The 19,094-nt window shown below is 65.4% G+C and carries 16 protein-coding genes; 7 read left to right on the top strand and 9 right to left on the bottom strand.

From position 1 onward, the window contains the following. Nucleotides 1-39: 39 nt before the first annotated feature. Nucleotides 40-1,152 carry an ROK family glucokinase gene (locus HMI58_RS09525; protein WP_225668010.1) on the bottom strand — a complete coding sequence of 371 codons (1,113 nt, stop codon included), beginning with the start codon at nucleotides 1,150-1,152 and terminating at the stop codon, nucleotides 40-42. A gap of 139 nt (nucleotides 1,153-1,291) precedes the next feature. On the opposite strand from HMI58_RS09525, the gene HMI58_RS09520 reads away from it, so the two are divergent. Beyond that, the gene (locus HMI58_RS09520; RefSeq protein ID WP_171619305.1) at nucleotides 1,292-3,100 is read left to right on the top strand and encodes an AMP-dependent synthetase/ligase; all 1,809 of its coding nucleotides are present in this window, start codon (nucleotides 1,292-1,294) and stop codon (nucleotides 3,098-3,100) included. Nucleotides 3,101-3,105: 5 nt separating this feature from the next. On the opposite strand, the gene HMI58_RS09515 is transcribed toward HMI58_RS09520, so the two are convergent. Then, nucleotides 3,106-4,509 carry a mycothione reductase gene (locus HMI58_RS09515; RefSeq protein ID WP_171619303.1) on the bottom strand — a complete coding sequence of 468 codons (1,404 nt, stop codon included), beginning with the start codon at nucleotides 4,507-4,509 and terminating at the stop codon, nucleotides 3,106-3,108. 126 nt (nucleotides 4,510-4,635) lie between these two features. Continuing rightward, entirely contained in the window at nucleotides 4,636-8,043 is a 3,408-nt protein-coding gene (locus HMI58_RS09510; RefSeq protein ID WP_171619301.1) for a pyruvate carboxylase, read from the bottom strand. A 209-nt stretch (nucleotides 8,044-8,252) separates the two neighbouring features. Here HMI58_RS09510 and HMI58_RS09505 point away from each other — a divergent pair, with 209 nt between their 5' ends. After that, the gene (locus tag HMI58_RS09505; protein WP_171619299.1) at nucleotides 8,253-9,089 is read left to right on the top strand and encodes a ParA family protein; all 837 of its coding nucleotides are present in this window, start codon (nucleotides 8,253-8,255) and stop codon (nucleotides 9,087-9,089) included. Nucleotides 9,090-9,191: 102 nt separating this feature from the next. Here HMI58_RS09505 and HMI58_RS09500 read toward each other — a convergent pair whose 3' ends face one another. The 5 genes from HMI58_RS09500 to gcvH all read right to left on the bottom strand — a co-directional run bounded on the left by HMI58_RS09500 (nucleotide 9,192) and on the right by gcvH (nucleotide 12,256). Continuing rightward, nucleotides 9,192-9,785, bottom strand: coding sequence for a MerR family transcriptional regulator (locus HMI58_RS09500; protein ID WP_171585428.1), 594 nt, complete (start codon nucleotides 9,783-9,785; stop codon nucleotides 9,192-9,194). A 197-nt stretch (nucleotides 9,786-9,982) separates the two neighbouring features. Continuing rightward, on the bottom strand, nucleotides 9,983-10,492 hold the full coding sequence (locus tag HMI58_RS09495) for a bifunctional nuclease family protein (RefSeq protein WP_171619297.1): 510 nt from the start codon (nucleotides 10,490-10,492) through the stop codon (nucleotides 9,983-9,985). Between the two features lie 12 nt (nucleotides 10,493-10,504). Further along, the gene (locus HMI58_RS09490; protein ID WP_225668011.1) at nucleotides 10,505-11,254 is read right to left on the bottom strand and encodes a MerR family transcriptional regulator; all 750 of its coding nucleotides are present in this window, start codon (nucleotides 11,252-11,254) and stop codon (nucleotides 10,505-10,507) included. Nucleotides 11,255-11,264: 10 nt separating this feature from the next. After that, the gene (locus HMI58_RS09485) at nucleotides 11,265-11,762 is read right to left on the bottom strand and encodes an FHA domain-containing protein (protein ID WP_171585430.1); all 498 of its coding nucleotides are present in this window, start codon (nucleotides 11,760-11,762) and stop codon (nucleotides 11,265-11,267) included. A 107-nt stretch (nucleotides 11,763-11,869) separates the two neighbouring features. Further along, entirely contained in the window at nucleotides 11,870-12,256 is a 387-nt protein-coding gene (gcvH, locus tag HMI58_RS09480) for a glycine cleavage system protein GcvH (protein ID WP_171585431.1), read from the bottom strand. Nucleotides 12,257-12,391: 135 nt separating this feature from the next. Between gcvH and HMI58_RS09475 the strand changes: the two genes are divergently transcribed. Continuing rightward, entirely contained in the window at nucleotides 12,392-13,438 is a 1,047-nt protein-coding gene (locus tag HMI58_RS09475; protein ID WP_171585432.1) for an ATP-dependent DNA ligase, read from the top strand. Nucleotides 13,439-13,486: 48 nt separating this feature from the next. Here the strand turns inward: HMI58_RS09475 and ligD are convergent, their stop codons facing one another. Next, a complete protein-coding gene (gene ligD, locus HMI58_RS09470) occupies nucleotides 13,487-14,509 on the bottom strand; it encodes a non-homologous end-joining DNA ligase (RefSeq protein WP_171585433.1) in 1,023 nt (340 codons plus the stop codon). Nucleotides 14,510-14,808: 299 nt separating this feature from the next. Between ligD and HMI58_RS09465 the strand changes: the two genes are divergently transcribed. From HMI58_RS09465 to HMI58_RS09450, 4 genes are all read left to right on the top strand, one after another. Beyond that, a complete protein-coding gene (locus HMI58_RS09465; RefSeq protein WP_171619295.1) occupies nucleotides 14,809-15,291 on the top strand; it encodes a hypothetical protein in 483 nt (160 codons plus the stop codon). Nucleotides 15,292-15,421: 130 nt separating this feature from the next. Further along, nucleotides 15,422-18,235, top strand: a complete 2,814-nt coding sequence (locus tag HMI58_RS09460) for an ice-binding family protein (protein ID WP_171619293.1) — start codon at nucleotides 15,422-15,424, stop codon at nucleotides 18,233-18,235. 3 nt (nucleotides 18,236-18,238) lie between these two features. Then, entirely contained in the window at nucleotides 18,239-18,811 is a 573-nt protein-coding gene (locus tag HMI58_RS09455; RefSeq protein WP_171619290.1) for a hypothetical protein, read from the top strand. Between the two features lie 70 nt (nucleotides 18,812-18,881). Continuing rightward, a complete protein-coding gene (locus HMI58_RS09450) occupies nucleotides 18,882-19,067 on the top strand; it encodes a hypothetical protein (RefSeq protein WP_171619288.1) in 186 nt (61 codons plus the stop codon). Nucleotides 19,068-19,094 lie beyond the last annotated feature (27 nt).

The following is a 19,094-nucleotide window of genomic DNA, read 5'->3' as shown; positions in this document are numbered from 1 at the left end:
TCCGAAATTTTGCCAACAGTTATCCACAGCCCGAAAGAGTCAGCTCCGGGAGGTTCGCGCGCCTCTCAATCGCGGACTGAGCCGGGATAGATCCGCCGCTCCCACCAGCCCCGCGTAAGGCCCCAAAGCTGCTGCCTCCACTCGGGCAGCTGGACGAAAACCCCTGCCCGTGAGGTTCCGCGCGAACGCCCGGCGGGCCGGCTCCAGCAGCAGGTCACCCGCAGCCCCCAGACCGCCGCCCACCACGAACGTCCCAGGGTCCAGCGCCGCCGCCAGGTTGGCCATCCCCAGCCCAAGCCACTGACCGACGTCGTCCACAAGTTCCCGGCAGGCAGGATCGCCCTCGAGCGCCAGCTTGGTCACCACGGCACCGGTGATGAGCTGGGGGTCGCCGTCGACCTCGCGCAGCAGAGCCTGCGCCACAGGCGAATTTGCCACCGCCAGTTCACGGGCCTCGCGCCCGAGTGCGTTGCCCGAAGCGTACTGCTCCCAACACCCGCGGTTTCCGCACTCACACCTGTGCCCCTGCGGCACGATGATCTGATGCCCAAATTCTCCAGCGACGCCAAAGCGCCCACGCTCCAACGCGCCGTCCATGATCATTGCCCCGCCAATGCCTGTCCCAAGGGTGATGCAGACCAGTCGGCTCTCCCCCTGTCCGGCGCCGAACCGCCATTCGGCCCAGGCGGCGGCATCGGCGTCGTTGACTACCGTCACGCGGCGGCGGAGGATCTGCTCCAGATTATGGCGGAGCGGCTCGTTCCGCCAGGCCAGATGGGGGCTGAACAGTACAGTCCCGTTGGTCAGGTCCATCCAACCAGCTGCCCCAATCCCGACGGACCGGATGCGGTATCCCAGCGACAGTTGGGCCACCAGTTCGGCGATGACCGCTTCCACGTGCCGCGGGTCCTGACCGGGTGTGTCCCGGCGTGCCTGCACCAGGATGTTTCCCCGGATGTCGACGACGCCAGCCGCGACCTTGGTTCCACCAATATCGATCCCAATGGCGAGCCCCCGCCGCAGGAAGTTCGGCGAATCGACTGGACCGGCAGCCACCCCCGGGCGACGTCGGCCCGGTCGTCCGCCCGGCCCAGGGACGCGCGGCTGGCCCCGCGGCCGGGGCGGTGCTGCGGCGTCCGTCTGCCTGATCATGGGTGGCCCTCTTCCCTGCGTCTGCTATTGGCGTTGCCTTACCGTTACCGATTCGTACATTACTGGAGAGTATTTACGCCTGTGGAACCTATAGGCTAAAGAAATCCCGCAGGTTTTGGAGATATCAAAGGAGATAGTCGTGCGCGAATACAGCGTCCCCGCCCTGGTGGACACCCCCCGTGACAGCAATATCACGGAGCTGGTTGTCAAACAGGCTTCGAAGCCCTCCAACCCGGCACTGTTCTCGAAGAAGGACAGCGCCGGCGAATGGCAGGACATCCGGGCGACTGAATTCCTCGCCGACGTCCAGGTGCTGGCTAAAGGTCTGATGGCCAGCGGCGTGCAGGCCGGCGACCGCGTGGCAATCATGGCACGCACCCGCTATGAATGGTCACTGGTTGATTTCTCGATCTGGTTCGCCGGAGCCATCTCGGTCCCCGTCTACGAGACCTCCTCCCCGTCCCAGGTCGGCTGGATCCTTGAGGATTCAGGGGCTATCGCTGCGTTCGTCGAATCGGCACGCCACGAGAACGTAGTCCGCCAGGCATCCGCCGCAGCCAACATCCCGGGCGCCCAGCATGTCTGGCAGCTCGACGGCAACGGACTCGACGCCCTGCGCAGCGCTGGCAGCGGCATCGACGACGCCGCCCTGGACGCCCGACGCCGGACCGCTGGCCTCGACGACGTCGCCACGATCATCTACACCTCGGGAACCACCGGCAAGCCCAAGGGGTGTGAACTGACCCACGGGAACTTCGTTGAACTCTCGGTCAACGCCCAGGCCGCTCTCCCCGAGGTCGCCCACGAGGGTGCCCAGACCATCATGTTTCTCCCCCTCGCCCACGTGTTCGCCCGGTTCATCTCGGTCCTGTGCGTCGCCGCTGGTGCCACGGTGGCCCACACCCCCGATGTGAAGAACCTGCTCCCGGACCTACAGAGCTACAAGCCCTCCTTTATCCTCGCTGTCCCCCGGGTGTTCGAGAAGGTCTACAACAATTCAATGCTCAAGGCCGAGGACGGCGGCAAGGGCAAGATCTTCCACGCTGGCGCCAAGGTGGCCATCGAATGGTCCAAGGCGGATCAGGCCGGCAAGGTCCCGTTGATGCTGAAGGTGAAACACGCCGTGTTTGACCGGATCCTGTTCAGCAAGATCCGCGAGGCGATGGGTGGACGCGTGGAGCACGCCGTCTCCGGCGGCGCGCCACTGGGTGACCGCCTGGGCCACTTCTTCCACGGCATCGGCCTGATGGTCCTCGAGGGCTACGGTCTCACCGAGACCACCGCCCCGATCACCGTGAGCACCCCGAAGAAGATCAAGATCGGCACCGTGGGCGCCCCGCTTCCCGGCAACGCCGTGAAGATTGCCGACGACGGCGAGATCCTCGCCAAGGGTGTCTGCGTGATGCGCGGGTACTACAAGCGCGACGACCTGTCCGAGGAAGCGTTCGTCGACGGCTGGTTCCGCACCGGCGACATCGGCGAGCTCGACGACGAGGGATTCCTGAAGATCACCGGCCGCAAGAAGGAAATCATCGTCACGGCTGGCGGCAAGAACGTGATCCCGGCGCAGCTGGAAGACACCATCCGCTCCAACGCCCTGGTATCGCAGTGCGTGGTCGTCGGCGACCACCGGGCGTTCATCTCCGCCCTGATCACCCTCGACGAGGAGGCCCTGCCGGGCTGGCTGGACCGGCACCAGCTGCCGAAGGACACCACCGTTGCCCAGGCAGCCGAGCACCCACTCGTCACAGCCGAGGTGCAGCAGCTGGTGGATCAGGCCAACGCGAACGTCTCACAGGCGGAGTCGATCAAGGCCTTCCGCATCGTGGCCACCGACTTCACCGAGACCAGCGGCCACCTGACGCCGTCCCTGAAGATCAAGCGAGCCCAGGTCCTGAAGGACTACTCCTCGGTGGTCGAATCGATCTACTCGGCGCCACGCTCGTAGCGGGTTTACCCGGCCTTCAGGGACAGGAGCGCGTTTTCGACAACCTCCGTGAGGGCCGGGTGAATCCAGTATTGCCCGCTGGCCATGGTCTGGGCGTCCAGGCCGAAGGACATGGCCTGGATCAGCGGCTGGATGATCATCGAGGCTTCGTGCCCCATGATGTGGGCTCCCAACAGTTGACCGGTGCCTTGGTGAGCGATGAGCTTCACAAAACCTGTGGTGTCTTCCATGGCCCAGCCGTAGGCGGTTGACCCGTACTGCTGCACAGCGACGGTGACCTCGAACCCTTCGGCCTCCGCCTTCGCCAGCGCCTCGGTCTCCGTCAGCCCGACGACGGCGATCTGCGGGTGGGTGAACACGGCGGCCGGGACGAACTGGTGGTCGCTGCTGCGCAGCTCATCGGGGTGGGTCACGTTGTGCGCGACGATCCGCGCCTCATGGTTGGCGACGTGTTTGAGCTGGAACCTGTTGCTGACGTCGCCCAGCGCCCATAGCCCGTCCACGGGCGCCCCATCCCGGAGCACCCGCTGGTGCGAGTCGACCACCAAGCGGCCATCGGCTTCCAGATCCAGCCCGACGTCGGCCGCTCCCAGTCGGTCGGTGTTCGGTACCCTGCCTGCGGCAACCAGGACGACGTCGACGTCGAGCACGCGGTCGTCGCCGTCGCCCGCCAGCACCGCGCGGACCGAGCCGTCGTCGTTGGCGGTGAGGGAGGAGACCGTGCGGTTGAGAACTACGTCCCACTGGCGTGAGGCTTCAGCGGTGAACGCCTCGGAGACGCTGTCGTCGAGTGACTGCAGCAGGGTCCCGGAGCGGTTGACCACAGTGACCGCCGACCCGAACGCGCCGAAGATGTGCGCGAACTCCGCGGCGATGTAGCCCCCACCGAGGATCAGGATCCGGCCCGGGAGCTCCTCCAGCCGCATGATGGTGTCGGACGTGTGGACCTGCGGCAGGGTGATGCCCGGGATGTCGGGAAGGAGCGCACGCGAGCCGGCGGCGATGACCACCTGCTCGGCGTGGATTTCCTCGCCCGCGCCGGTGACGAAGGACTTGTCGCCGGTGAACCGGACGTACTCCTCGTAGAGGGTGACGTTATCCAGTTCCTCGGCCCGGTAGTGTCGGCCGGCCTGGGAGATGGCATCGATGCGGGTGAAGATCCGGTCACGGATGGCCCGCCAGTGCACGTTGCGCAGCTCCAGGTCCACGCCCAGCCGGGAGGCCTCGCGCGCATCGGTGGCCTGCTCGGCCGGGTAGACGAACATCTTCGTCGGAATGCAGCCCACATTGAGGCAGGTCCCGCCAAAGGTTCCCCCATCAATGATCGCCACCTTGCGGTTGTCCCAATCCGGGGTGATCAGGCTGTTTCCGGATCCAGATCCGACGATTACCAGGTCGTAGTGGGTCATCGGCGGCCGCCGTTAGCGGAGCGTTCTTGCAGGGACATGGTTCCTCACGGGGTCAGTGGGGCGCAGCGAAGGGCGCCCGGTCTCCAGCAAAACACTAGCGCACCCTCCCCCGGGGCGAGGTACCGGTTAGGCGGGCTCCACCACGATCAGCAGGTCGCCACCCTGCACCTGCGACACCTTCTCGACGGCGACACGTTTGACCGTACCGGCGACCGGCGAGGTGATGCCCGCCTCCATCTTCATGGCCTCGATCGACGCGATCGTGCCGCCCTGTTCAACAGTGTCACCCTCGGCGACCGTAATGGTGACTGCCCCCGCGAACGGTGCAGCGATCTGACCGGGGATGGACTTGTCGGCCTTCTCCGCCGCCTTGACGTCGCTGTGGATGCTCCGGTCCCTGACGACGACGGGACGCATCTGCCCGTTGAGGGTGCACATGACGGTGCGCATGCCCTTCTCATCCGCCTCGGACACCGCGCTCAGCGTGGCGATGAGCCGGACACCCTTCTCCAGGGCGATTACATGCTCGCTGCCCTGCTGCAGTCCGTAGAGGTAGTCCCGGGTGTCCAGGACGGAGACGTCACCGTAGGTTTCCCGGGTGGCCAGGAAATCCTTGGTGGGCCCCGCGAACAACAGCCGGTTCAGGGTAGCGCGCCGCTGCGCGGAATCCCCGGTCAAGGCGGCCTGATCCACGCTGCTCAGCTCGGTATCGCGGACCTTGACCTCGCGGCCCTGGAGCGCCTTGGTGCGGAAGGGTTCAGGCCAGCCGCCCGGCGGGTCGCCCAGTTCACCGCTGAGAAAGCCGATCACGGAGTCGGGGATGTCATAGTTCTGCGGGTTCTGCTCGAAGTCCGCGGGGTCCACGTTGGTGCCGACGAGTTGCAGCGCCAAGTCTCCGACCACCTTGGACGACGGCGTGACCTTCACCAGCCGCCCGAGCATCCGGTCCGCCTCGGTGTACATGTCCTCGATAGCCTCGAACCGTTCCCCGAGACCCAGGGCAATGGCCTGCTGCCGTAGGTTGGACAGCTGGCCGCCAGGAATCTCGTGGCGGTAGACCCGTCCGGTGGGACCGGGGAGGCCGGATTCGAAGGGTGCATACACCCGGCGGACCGCTTCCCAGTAGGGTTCCAGCGAACACACATCTGCCAGGGAAATGCCGGTGTCGCGTTCAGTGTTGGCCAGGGCCGCGACCAGGGCCGACGCCGAGGGCTGGCTGGTGGTGCCCGCCAGGGAGGCGCTGGCGACGTCGACGGCGTCGACTCCCGCATCGACCGCGGCCAGCAAGGTGGCGAGCTGTCCGCCAGCGGTGTCGTGGGTGTGCAGGTGGACCGGCAGGTCAAAGCGTTCCCGCAGGGCGGTGACCAGCTGGGCCGCTGCGGCGGGCCGCAGCAGTCCGGCCATGTCCTTGATTGCCAGGATGTGCGCACCGGCGTCGACTATCCGCTGGGCCAGGTCCAGGTAGTAGTCGAGGGTGTAGAGCTTCTCCTCGGGGTCAAGCATGTTGGAGGTGTAGCAGAGGGCCACTTCCGCGACGGCGGTGCCGGTGGCGCGGACCGCGCGGATGGCTGGTTCCATTTGTGAGACGTCGTTCAGGGCATCGAAGATCCTGAAGATATCGATGCCGGTCTCTGCTGCTTCCTTGACGAAGGCCTCCGTGACCTCCTCCGGGTACGGGGTGTAACCGACAGTGTTGCGTCCCCGCAGGAGCATCTGCAGGCAAATGTTGGGCAGTTCCTTCCGGAGCGCGGCGAGACGCTCCCACGGCTCCTCTCCGAGGAACCGGAGGGCAACATCGTAGGTGGCGCCGCCCCACGCCTCCACCGAGAGCAGCTGGGGCATCCGCCGGGACACGGCGTCGCCGGCAGCCACCAGGTCCCGGGTGCGCACCCGGGTGGCGAGCAGCGACTGGTGCGCGTCACGGAACGTGGTGTCGGTGACAGCGACGGCGGTCTGGGCGCGAAGCTCGGCGGCGAACTTCTCCGGGCCGAGCTCCTGCAGCCGCTGCCGCGATCCTGGACCCGGGGCGGCGTCGTGCTCGCCGGCAACGGGGAGCTTCTCGGCCGGGTCGATCTCGACGAGCCGTTCGCCGTGGGGCTTGTTGACCGTGACGTCGGCGAGCCAGGTGAGCAGCTTCGTGCCCCGGTCGGCGGACACCCTGGCGGTCAGCAGCTGGGGGCGTTCGTCGATGAAGTTGGTGGCGACGTTCCCGGCGATGAAGTCCGGGTCATCGAGCACTGCCTGCAGGAACGAAATGTTGGTGGAGACACCCCGCACCCGGAACTCGGCGAGGGCACGCCGGGCACGGGTCACCGCGGACTTGTGGTCGCGGCCGCGGCAGGTCAGCTTCACCAGCATGGAATCAAAGTGGGGGCTGATCTCGGCGCCGGCATATACGGTGCCGCCGTCGAGCCGCACCCCTGCGCCGCCAGCGGACCGGTAGGCGGTGATCTGCCCGACGTCGGGCCGGAAACCGTTTGCGGGGTCCTCGGTGGTGATCCGGCTTTGCAGGGCGGCGCCCCTGACCTGGACGCTGTCCTGGCTCAGGCCCAGATCGGCCAGGGATTCGCCTGCAGCGATACGGAGCTGCGCCTGCACCAGATCGACGTCGGTGATCTCCTCGGTGACCGTGTGCTCTACCTGGATGCGGGGGTTCATCTCGATGAACACGTGTTGGCCGGCCCGCTCCCCGACCGTATCGACGAGGAACTCGACGGTTCCCGCGTTGACGTAACCCAGGGCCTTGGCGAAGGCAACGGCGTCGCGGTGCAGCGCCTGCCGGATGTCCTCGTCAAGGTTGGGCGCCGGGGCAATCTCGATGACCTTCTGGTGGCGGCGCTGGATTGAGCAGTCACGCTCGAAAAGGTGCATGACGTTGCCCTGGGCGTCGGCCAGAATCTGGACCTCGATGTGGCGGGGCCGGAGCACAGCCTGTTCCAGGAACATCGTGGGGTCGCCGAAGGCGGAATCGGCCTCGCGCATGGCTGCCTCCAGCGCGTCTTTGAGCTGCTCGCGCTTGTCCACCCGCCGCATGCCCCGCCCACCGCCACCGGCAACCGCCTTGGCGAAAATGGGGAACCCGATCTCGTCCGCGGCGGCGATGAGCTCGTCGAGGTCTGAGCTCGGCTGCGAGGACTTCAGCACCGGGATGCCAGCCTTACGTGCGGCCTCCAGCGCGTGGACCTTGTTGCCGGCAAGTTCGAGGACGTCTGCTGGTGGGCCGACGAAGGTGATGCCCGCCTCCTCGGCGGCCCGGGCGAGGCCGGGGTTCTCCGAGAGGAACCCGTAGCCCGGATAGATCGCATCGCAGCCGGATTCCTTGGCAACCCGGACGATTTCCTGCACGTCCAGGTAGGCACGGACGGGATGGCCTTCCTCACCGATGAGGTAGGCCTCGTCAGCTTTCTGACGGTGGATCGAGTTGCGGTCCTCGTAAGGGAACACTGCAACTGTCTTCGCGCCGGCCTCGAAGCCAGCGCGGAAGGCACGGATGGCTATTTCGCCACGGTTTGCTACCAGAATTTTCGAAAACATCGCTCTCCTGCGTACGTGCATCTCACCAGTGGATACGTGCGACCGTGTGCTACATCACGGCACTGCTCACCCTACCGCGCTGTGAGGTTCCACTCTTAACCCTTCGCAACATCGTGTTCCGGAAGCGGCGTGGGCTGGCTTCGTAACGGCACCCGGTCAACCTATGATGGGAGCGTTGTTCGACGAGATGTTAGGTATTGGGTTAAGAAGTGCAAGTAGTGAGCATCAGCAGTCTCAAGGGCGGCGTCGGTAAGACTTCGGTCACTCTCGGACTGGCATCCGCAGCGTTGGCAGCCGGCATTCCGACCCTGGTGGTGGATCTGGACCCGCACGCAGATGCCACCACCGGCCTGGGCGTGAAGCCAGGCGACCGGATCGACATCGGGCGGCTATTGAGGAACGCCCGCCGCGGCGACCTCCCCGCCAATGTGGCACCGAGCGGATGGGTAGCCTCCGCACGGCAACGCAACCTGCCGTCGTCGGGCGCCAAGCCCGTCCTCGATGTGGCCGTGGGCTCCGCCTACGCGGGTATCTATGACCGGCCCGATCTCGGCCGGCGGGACCTGCGCCGCCTGACCACCCTGTTGTCTCGGGTCGAGGGCTACGGCCTGGTCCTGATTGATTGCCCGCCGTCCCTGAACGGGCTGACCCGGATGGCGTGGACCGCCAGCAACCGGGTGCTGCTGGTCGCCGAGCCGGCCCTGTTTTCCGTGGCAGGGACCGAACGAACCATGCGCGCGATCGAGCTGTTCAAGCGGGAGTTCGCCCCGAACCTGTCGACTGCGGGGATTGTCGCCAACCGGGTCCGGCCGAACTCGAATGAACATACCTTCCGGCTTGCCGAGATGCGGCAGATGTTCGGTGACCTGCTGTTGAGCCCGATCATCACCGACCAGGAGAACTGGCAGCAGATCCAGGGTGCCGCCCATTCGGTGCACCATTGGCCAGGGGAATTGGCGCGCCAGACGTCCAGTTACTTTGACGAGCTGCTGAGGAACGTGGTCGACTCGGGGCGGCTGCGGAGCCGGGTGGCGCGTCGCGCCTGAGGCGTGGCGGGCGGGGCCTGCTGGGTTGAAATGACTGGCGGGCCCGACGGGATAAGTCGCTTGCCCCGGAAGGGGCGGGACTCCCTGTTGTGAGGCGGGAAGCTAGCTGATTTTGCGGGTGGCCCGGCGCTTGCTGAGTTCGTCGTCCGGGAAGTCCTGGTCCGCTGCGTGTTCGCTGGGTAGCGCAGCCAGGCTGCCTTCCACCTCGCGCCAGACCTTACCGACGGCGATGCCGAACACACCCTGGCCGCCCTGAACGAGGTCGATGACTTCCTCGGCGGAGGTGCACTCGTAGACGCTGGCGCCGTCGCTCATCAGCGTGATTTGGGCCAGGTCTTCGACGCCGCGTTCACGGAGGTGTTCGATGGCCGCACGGATTTGCTGCAGGGAGACGCCGGTGTCGAGGAGCCGCTTGACCACCTTGAGCACGAGGATGTCCCGGAAGCCGTAGAGACGCTGGGTGCCGGACCCGGAAGCGCCGCGCACCGCAGGTTCGACCAGACCGGTGCGGGCCCAGTAGTCGAGCTGGCGGTAGGTGATGCCGGCAGCTTTGCAGGCGGTGGGACCGCGATAGCCGGCGTCCTCGTCGAGGATGGGGAGGTCTTCGGTGAAGAGGAGGCCCTGTGCGCTGGCAGGGATGCCAGTTCCGGCCGCTACCGCGTTGGAACCCGTACCGGCGTCGCCTTTGGGACTCACGTGCTGCCTCCTCGTTCTGTTAACGGTTGGAATACTGGGCACGGCAGGCATTCGACACACACCAAGATTCTCAGGGTTTGCTCTCAAGTCTGCCCTGAGTTCATTGGTAGTGCAATGGAACCGTATGCTTCGACGTTAGATTGCCGGGCACCCCAGGTCAAAGATGCGGGCCATAAAGAGTTTGGCGTGTCGGGCCGTCAGCGCTCAAAATCCTCCGGCTCGACGTCAGCGAGGAACTCGCGGAACTGGCGCAGTTCCCGTTCGGCGTTCACCGGAGGGGTGGCGGGAGCTTCGTCGTCGTCGTCCTCGGTCGCCTCGGTGATCTCGACGCCAGCCTCGTCCATGACCGAGGGCGCGCAATAGATTGGGCAGGGGACGCGGAGGGCGACGGCGATGGCGTCGGAGGCCCGGGAGCTCACCGAGGTGCCGTCGTCGAACACCAGCTCAGCGTGGAAGACCGTGTCCTCCACGCTGGTGAGCTGCACCTGCCGGACGGACCGGCCCAGGGCGTGGACCACGCTGACCATCAGGTCGTGGGTCATGGGGCGCGGCGGGACGATGCCCTGCTGGACGAACGCGATGGCGCTGGCTTCAGGCGCGCCGATCCAGATGGGAATGTGGCGTTCGCCCTGGGTCTCCTTGAGGAGAACCAGGGGCTGGTTGGAGGGCAGTTCGATTCGTACTCCGACAACTTCTACTTCAAGCATTTGTGGGCCGCCTCAGCTATCCATGCGGGAAATTTGTCCCTGCACTAGCGCCGTGTGCAGGTTAAGGCACAGTTCGCTGATCTCGCGGGCCATTTCGGCGGCGCGGGCCTTGGAGGCGACGTCACGCCGGGAGGCGACGGGTGCAACCACCCGCTCGACGAGGCCCAGTTCGCGGTCAGCGGCCGCACGGAACGGGCGGAGGTGACGGGGTTCAATGCCGTGACCTTCGAGCAGCACGCACGCCCGCGTGATCCGCAGGGCGTGTTCGTCGAATCGCCCGTCGACCGGGGCGATCAGCCCGAAGCCCACCAGGTCGAGGACCAGCGCGTGCCGGGCCCCTGCCTCAGCTGTCAGGGTTTCAAGCGTGAGTGAACGGGTATAGGAGTGCAGGTCGCGGGACAACTGCTCGGAGACCATCCGCGGCGACAGGGTCATCCCGCCGGGGAGGGACTCGGGCTTCTCGCCGCGGTCGATCGCGTCGACGTAGTCCTTGATGACCTTCAACGGCAGGTACTGGTCCCGCTGCAGCGCCAGCACGAACCGGAGGCGCTCGACGTCGTGCGGTGCGTACTTGCGGTAGCCGGCGCGGGTGCGCTGCGGCGAGATCAGGCCCTTCTCTTCAAGGAACCTGATTTTGGACGCAGTGATCTGCGGGAAGTCCTCGGACAGCTCCGTCAGGACCTCGCCGATGTTGAGCACGTTGCCGTGGACTCGCTCGGGAGCGATGCCTACGGTGCGCCGTGCTGACTGGGGTGAGGGCATGCAGCGGGACCTATTCCTGTCCGAGTGGCGGGACTGGGGGCTGCTGTGTTGCTGCGGTCTGGGCGCTGTAGAAGGTCAAACGGAACTTGCCGATCTGAATTTCATTGCCGTTGCGCAGCACCACATTGTCCACCCGGTCATTGTTGACATAGGTGCCGTTGAGGCTGCGGGTATCACTGACAGTGAACCCGCCCTCGACGCGCTCAAATTGGGCGTGCTTGCGCGACACCGTGACGTCGTCGAGGAAAATGTCGGCGTTGGGGTGACGGCCGGCGGTGGTCAGATCCTGGTCGAGGAGGAATCGCGCACCGGCGTTGGGGCCGCTGTGGGCGATGAGCAAGGCCGAACTGCTGGGTAGGGCCGTAACTGCTGCCTGCTCTTCGGGGGAAAGCTTGGGGTCCACCACGGCTGCCGGTGCCAGTGCAGGGATTCCGATGGTGGTGGTCTCCGGCGACGGCGCCTGCTGCTCTGATCCGCCATGCGTGGCTGCGTTCTCGTTGCCAACCATTGGTGTTCCCTCCCCAAAATATGTGGCCAACCAGTCGAGAGACCGATTGGCCACCGTGTCCTTGCAACGGTGATCTTGCCTAGCTGTGCCGGACGTGCCCGGTCCCTCTAGCCTACCTGCTGTGAGTACTCCGTTGAACTCAGAAGTTCATCCACAGCCGAGGGATCGGTGACCTTGATTTCGAGGAGCCATCCTTCCCCGTACGGATCGGAGTTGATCAACGCCGGGTTGTCCTCGAGGGCCTCGTTGCGTGCCACCACTTCACCGGTGACGGGGGCGTAAATGTCGCTGACGCTCTTGGTCGACTCGACCTCACCCACCACATCGGCGGCGGTAACGGGTGACCCGGCCTCGGGCATCTGGACGTACACCACATCACCGAGGGCATCCTGGGCGAAGTCGGTAATCCCAACGCGGACCACACCGTCGTTGCTGGGCGTAGTCACCCACTCGTGGTCGGAGGTGTACTGAAGATTCTCTGGAACGTTGCTCATGGGCGGCCTTTCGTCATACTCCGGTCGACTGGGCGCGACGTCCTGGGGATGCCACTGATCGAGTATAGGCATAGTGCCTGGTCAATGGGCAGGTGCGCACTACCCACTGACCGCCGAGTGAGGAAAGATCGAACCATGACCGATCTGCCCTTCCCCCTCCAGCCCATGCTCGCCAAAGCCGTCAGCGAGGTGCCCGCGCCCGACACCGTGACCGGCGGCCTGTTGTACGAACCTAAATGGGATGGCTTCCGGGCCATCATCCACCGCGACGGCGACACCGTTGACATTGGCAGCCGCGGGTCCAAGATGCTCACCCGGTATTTCCCCGAACTGGTGGAGGCGCTGAAGGTTTCCCTTCCCGAGCGCTGCGTGGTGGACGGTGAGATTGTGGTGCGCACCGGATCCCCGGGCAATGAGCGACTGGACTGGGAGGCCCTGTCCCAGCGCATCCACCCCGCGGAGAGCCGGGTCCGCCTGCTCGCGGAGGAGACACCCGCCTCGTTTATCGCGTTCGATCTGGTGGCCGACGGTTCCGAGAACCTTCTCGACTCCCCCTTCTCCGAACGCCGCGCCGCACTGGAACGGATCGCGGGCGAGTTCACCGCACCCGTCCACCTGTCACAGACCACCGATGACGTGGAGCTCGCCCGCCGCTGGCTGGTTGAGTTCGAAGGTGCGGGGCTCGACGGTGTGGTCGCCAAGCCGCTCGCTGCCGGGTACGAGCCGGGAAAGCGCCGCATGCTCAAGATCAAGCACCACCGCAGTGCCGACGTCGTCGTCCTTGGCTACCGGGTGCACACCAGCGGTGCCGGTGTCGGTTCCCTGCTGCTGGGACTGTACGACGACGGTGAGCTGCGCAACGTCGGCGGCGCTTCAGCGTTCACCAACAAGCGGCGGCTGGAGCTGGTGGAGGAACTGGAGCCCGACGTCGTGCGGGACGCCGACGGCGATGCGGTGCGTGGTGAGACCGACCGCAGCCGGTTCAGCGGGAGCAAGGATGTGTCGTTTGTGCGCCTGCACCCCCGCCGGGTAATAGAGGTCAGGTATGACCAGATGGAGGGCTCTCGGTTCCGGCACACCGCCCAGTTCTCGCGGTGGCGGCCGGACCGTGACCCGGAGTCGTGCACGTTCGAGCAGTTGGAGGTCCCGGTGGCGTACGACCTGAGCGAGGTCCTCGCCTAGGTTACGTGCGGCCTGCTTGCCCTATTTATCCTTCCTGGCCTCGGTGTCCTACTTATCCTTTTTGGCCCGGCTGGGCTGGACGCGGGACGGCTCCCCCGGCATCTTGGGATAGTCCGGCGGGAATGGGAGTTCGCCCAGTCCCGAGTCGAGGTCGCGCTGCCACCAGCCCAGCAGTTCATCGATGGAGCCCGGCTTGTCATGGAAACGGGCCCATGGATCGCCAATGGTCTTGAGCCGGTCGGGCACGGTGAGGACTGTGTAGTTGCGGGGGTCGGCGTTCTCCAGTTCCTCCCACTCGATCGGGCAGGACACCGGGGCATGGGCCAGGGCACGAGGACTGTAGGCGCCGGCAATGGTGCGGTCCCGGTTGGCCTGGTTGAAGTCGACGAACACTTTCTCTCCGCGTTCTTCCTTCCACCACGCCGTCGTGACGGCGTCGGGCATCCGGCGTTCCAGTTCACGGGCGGCAGCAATCACCGCGTGGCGTACGTCCAGGAACTCCCGCACCGGTTCGATCGGCGCGAACACGTGTAGCCCACGGTTGCCTGAGGTCTTGATGAACGCCTCGAGCCCGGCCTCCTGCAGTACCTTGCGCAGCTCGATCGCGGCGGGGATGGCGTCGTCAAAATCGGTGCCAGGCTGCGGGTCAAGGTCAATCCGCAGCTGGTCCGGGTTATCCGAGTTGTCCGCCCGCGACGGCCAGGGGTGAAAGACGATCGTGTTCATCTGGGCGGCCCAGACAGCGGCGGCCGGCTCGTCGATGACGAGCTGGGGATGGGACCTGGCACTGGGATAGATCACCATCACCGACCGGATGTACTCGGGGGAACCCTTGGGCGGGTTCTTGGAGAAGAACTGCTCGCCCCCAATGCCGTCCTTGAACCGCTGCAGCGCCAGCGGACGGTCACCGTTGGCCGCGACGAAAGGCTCGCCCACCTCCACCAGGTATTTGGCCAGGTCCAGCTTCGTGATCCCAAGGTCGGGCCACAACACCCGGCTGGGACTCGAGATCCGCACATCACGGGTGCCATGGGGTCCGTCAACGGTCAGGACTGTCGCCTCAGATGCCATAGCTACAACATACTCCCGGGCCCGCTGGTTGTCCGGGAGGGAATCCCTTCCTTGCTCTGGTGAGCTGACGGTTCCCATGGATGGCAGTACCTGATCAAATGCAGCGGAAAACATTCTTAAAACATTCGTCATTAGATTGATTACTGCCGTTACAGTGGGGGCATCACGCACATACATTTATGTGCGACGGTCTCTTATATTCACTTCTTTCAACGCTGGGCCAGCCTTCTATCGGGAGTTTTTTCCAGGCGTGGAGTGGCAGAGAGTTCATGCTCATTAACGCACTACAGGAGCACATCATGACCAGAACAACCTCCCGCGGCAAAAAACGCATTTCGATCGTTATTGCATCGCTCTTTATGATCTTGGGTATTGGCGCAGCCTATGCCTACTGGACCTCCACGGGAACTGGGACGGGAACCGCTCAAACCGGCACCAGTGAAGCCTTGGAGATTACCTCGGAAGCTGCCGTCGGCACTATTGTTCCTGACGGTCCCGGCCAGACAATCGACTTCACCGTCACCAATCCCAGCGAAGGCTCGCTCTACCTCACAGGTGTCACTGTCGAAATGGCAACGGCCCCGGGAGTGCCCTGGGTCCCGACCGGTGACTGCTCCATCGACGATTACACGGCCGCCATCACCACTGCACCGACCGCGGGCGACATTCCCAGCCTGGGCACCGTCGACAACGGTGTGGCAACAGTGACCCTCGAAAGCACCGGAGTCAACCAGGACGATTGCAAGGGACAGGAAGTACCCCTGCTCTTCACGGCTTCATAACCACGAAACCAGGCTCCGTGCCTCACACCGCGCTTCTGCGGCATGAGGCACGGAGCCTGTGCCGTGATATCCGCCCCTCCCACCCGTAAGCGCGTCCGCGCCGAAGAGAAACCCACCTCTGCTGATGAGCATGCCCGCGAAGATCCACCTAGCACGTCACAAGGTTGGGATCCAGCGCGTCATCATCGGGATCATCGCCTCCATTTTGGCTGTTGCACTCACGGTTCCGCCGGGGTCCGCGTACTGGAGCAGCACGGGCACGCTATCGGCCACGACGGTTACCGGAACACTTGCTCCGCCCGAGGATGTTCAGGTGACGTCCGCGACGGCCGGCGAGGTTGACGTCGTCTGGTCCCGCGGCATCGGTCCACTCGACCCGACCGGCTACTACATCACCCGGGACAACGGTGGGGCAATCTCCCCCGCCTGCGGGAGTAACCCCGATCAGCTGATCACGGACACCCTGTGCACCGATACAGCGGTCCCCCCGGACGACTACACCTACACGGTGACCGCAGCGTTCCAGACCTGGACGGCTGTCAGTACTCCCAGCGAACCGGTGACGGTCGCCGAACCCAGCCTGCTTGGCGCTGCAGCAAACTTCTCGATCCTCGCCGGGACCATGGTGACCAATACCGGCGCAACATCTGTTAGCGGCGACGTCGGGGTCAGCCCCGGAACTGCAATCGTCGGATTTGGCCCCGGAACAGCCGGCGGCGACCTTCATTCAAACGACGCCGCCGCTGTGGCCGCGCAGGTAGCCCTTGACTCAGCATTCACCGAGCTTGCCGGCAGGCCAGCCGATGCGGCAATTGTCGACGACCTGGGTGGACAGGTCCTGACGGCCGGTACCTACAGCAGCATCGCCGCGTTGGCGTTGACCGGGAACGTCACCCTCGACGGCGAAGGGGACCCGAACGCTGTCTTCATCTTCCAGGCGGGTGCGGCTTTCAATACCGCCGCAGGCGCCACAGTCACCCTGATTGACGGTGCGCAAGCCCACAATGTCTACTGGGTAGTCACCGGCGCCGCCGGAACGGGCGCATCGTCGAATCTTGCCGGCACGATCCTCGCCCGCGGCGCCATCACCCTCGGCGCAGGGACCGCGCTCATCGGCCGGGCACTGTCCCGTGACGCTGTCACCCTGGCCAGCAACTCCGTCCGCTTCACCGAGGCCTTGCCGCCCACTATCGCGATCGACGGCGGGCCCTCCACCAGCACCAGGGACATCTCCCCCACCATCACCGGAACCACCAACGCTGCCCCCGCCAGCCCCATCACCGTGACCATTGCAGGCCAAACCCTCACCACCGTTGTAGGCGCCGGTGGAGTCTGGTCGGTCACCGCCGGCGACCTCGCCGCGGGCCAGTACTCCATCGTCGCCAAGGTCAGGGACAGCTCCGGCAACGGCAACAGCACTACCCAGACCCTTACCGTCGTCGTCAATCCGGCACCGATCGCCGTCGGTACCGCGAGCAGTTTCTCGGTGCTGGCTGCCACCAGTATCACCAACACCGGGGCCACCGCCCTCAGTGGGGACCTCGGGATCAGCCCCTCGACCGCCGTCGCCGGCTTCCCGCCGGGCACCTATGGCGGCACCCTCCACGCCGGCAACCCGACAGCGGCCACCGCCCAAGCCGACCTTGCGACCGCTTACACCGACGCCGCCAACCGTGCACCGCACACGAATGTGGTCGGCGACCTCGGCGGGCAGACGTTCCGCGTCGGGATCCATCGCACCATTGGGGCCATGTCTCTCACCGGAACGGTGACTCTCGACGGCGAAGGTGACCCCAACGCCACCTTCATCTTCCAGGCCGGCGCCGCCTTCAACACCGCGGCAGGTGCCAGCGTCGCCCTCATCAACGGTGCGCAGGCCCACAATGTCTATTGGGTGGCGACGGGAGCCGCGGGTGCAGGAGCCACCTCCCACCTGTCCGGCACCATCCTTGCCCAGGGCGCCATTACCCTCGGCGCAGGCACCACCCTGATCGGTCAGGCACTCTCACTCGACGCGGTGACGCTGGCTGACAACACCGTGCGCTTTACCGAGGCGTTGCCGCCTTCCATTGCGGTCGACGGTGGCCCCAGCATCACCACCACAGACACCACTCCGACCGTTACCGGCACCACCAGTGCCGCCCCGGCCAGTCCAGTTACCGTGACCATCGCCGATCAGACCCTCACCACCACCGTCGGTTCTGGCGGAGCGTGGGCGGTCACCGCTGCTGACCTGCCCGCGGGGCAGCACACCATTCTTGCCAAGGTCAAGGACAACTCCGGCAACGGCAACAGCGCCAACGCGACGGTCACCGTCGTCGTCAATCCAGCGCCCATCAGCCTGGGAACCGCCAGCACCTTCTCCGTGCTGGCAGCCACCAGCATTACCAACACCGGCGCGACGATGCTCAGCGGCGATGTCGGGATCTCCCCCTCCACCGCCGTCGCCGGCTTCCCGCCCGGCACCTACGGCGGAGCCCTTCACGCTGGCGATCCGACGGCAGCCGCGGCCCAGGCCGACCTGCTGACCGCGCTCGACGACGCATCGAGCCGCGCGCCCCACACCATTGTCTCCGGTGACCTGGGAGGGCAAACCTTCCGGGTCGGAATCCACCGCACCATCGCAGCCATGGCCCTCACCGGAACCGTAACCCTCGACGGCGAGGGCGACCCCAACGCCACCTTCATCTTCCAGGCCGGCGCCGCCTTCAACACCGCGGCGGGCGCCAACGTGGTCCTCATTAACGGCGCGCAGGCACAGAACGTGTACTGGGTGGTGACCGGGGCTGCCGGAATCGGCGCCGGTTCCGGGCTCTCCGGCACCATCCTGGCCCGGGGAGCCATCACCCTCGGCGAGAGCACCACCCTTGCCGGCAGGGCACTTTCCCGAGACGCCGTTACGCTCTCTGGCAACACTGTCAGCGGCGTGGATCCCGCGGAGTAGACGATGACCTGCGATGCAGTGCCGGATTTCGGACCCCTCGCAGGGTACGGACTATTGGTCGTGGTGGGTCTGATGTTTCTGGCCACCGTGGTGGCGTTGTGGTTCAGAAGGACGGCCACGGTCCGGATTGGTGCGCGGGTGTATATTCCCCTGGGGTTGGTGGCCGTGCTCGCTGGCTTCCTGGTCTCTCCCCCACACGCGCCGCCCGAAAAATGTGTTGCCGTTGATAACTCGCTGACCATTACCCAGTCTGCTGCGCCGATGGTGGTGGGTCCCGGGTTCATCCCTGCCGCTATCGCCGGGCAGGTCACCAACGACGGGACCGACGAAACGTTCATCACGTCGATCGAGGTCTCCCTGAGTTCCGTCACACCAGCCGAGAATGCGGGCCCGGGGACGTGCAACATCACCGACTATCTGGTGTTGAACAACTCGATGGCGGTCGGCTCGATGCTACATCCCGGGGATAGCGCCTCTTTCGCCGGTGCATCGCTCGGCTTCAACGACAAGCCGAGCAATCAGGACGCCTGCGAGGGGGCAACTGTGCACCTGAGAAACTCGGTGACATCCCAGTAGGACGCCGACGTCGAAAGGGACCGGATCAAGACTCGGGCTCACGGCAGTCTTGGGCCCTATGCTGTGCACTATGGATACGTTCGTGATCGCTGCCATCGGGGTGATGGTGGTGGGTCTGGTGTTCAACGTGGTCGCCCTCCGAGCGAACCCCGACCGAGGTCCTGAGGAACGCAAAGCCTTCGCCATTCCGATGATGCTCGCCTCGGCCTGTTACCTCGCGGGTGCAAGCTACCTCGGCATTGCGATCCTTATCTAGGGCCGGAGGACACACCTGGGACCGTTC

The organism is Arthrobacter sp. 147(2020) (assembly GCF_013116715.1).
Lineage (GTDB): Bacteria > Actinomycetota > Actinomycetes > Actinomycetales > Micrococcaceae > Arthrobacter_D.
Note: the sequence above shows the minus strand (reverse complement) of the source record. Positions and strands in the feature narration are given on the sequence as shown.